This window comes from Roseateles sp. P5_E1, from assembly GCF_054049335.1.
This window is the reverse complement of record NZ_JBFUMN010000263.1, coordinates 1-634: the sequence shown is the minus strand read 5'-3', so window position 1 is coordinate 634 and position 634 is coordinate 1. Positions and strand designations below refer to the sequence as shown.

At 71.0% G+C, this 634-nt stretch carries 1 protein-coding gene; it reads right to left on the bottom strand.

Features of this window, described 5'->3' with window-relative positions; all coding sequences use genetic code 11:
• A partial coding sequence (xseA, locus tag ACXJKJ_RS30940; protein ID WP_457395369.1) for an exodeoxyribonuclease VII large subunit occupies nucleotides 1–634 on the bottom strand: 634 nt, incomplete at both ends.

Sequence of the window (634 nt, the reverse complement as noted above, 5' to 3'; positions counted from 1 at the left end):
ACCATCCGCGCGGCCAGCCGGCGCACGTGCAGGTGCAGGTCGCGCTGATCGGGCACCAGCAGCTCGGCGGCCACCGACGGGGTGGGCGCGCGCAGGTCGGCGGCAAAATCGGCCAGGCTGAAGTCGGTTTCGTGACCCACCGCCGACACCACCGGGGTCTGGCTGGCGGCAATGGCGCGGGTCAGGTGTTCATCGTTGAACGCCCACAGGTCTTCCAGCGAGCCACCACCGCGGGTCAGCAGGATCACGTCGTAGCGGCCGCTGGCATCGGCCGCGCGCAGCAGCGCGGTGATCTGTGCCGCGGCGCTGTCGCCCTGCACCAGGCTGGGCAGCAGGTCCACTTCGAGCAGCGGGAAGCGACGTTGCAACACGCTGAGCACGTCGCGTACGGCCGCGCCGGTGGGCGAGGTGATCACCGCCAGGCGCCGCACGTGCGCAGGCATCGGGCGCTTGCGCTCGGCCGCGAACAGGCCTTCGGCCTCCAGGCGCGCCTTGAGCTGTTCATAGGCGCGGCGCAGCGCACCTTCGCCGGCTTCTTCCATGTGGTCCAGTACCAGCTGGTACTCGCCACGGGCTTCGTACAGGGTCAGCCGGCCGCGCGCGAGCACGCGCATGCCATCGCGCGGGATGAACT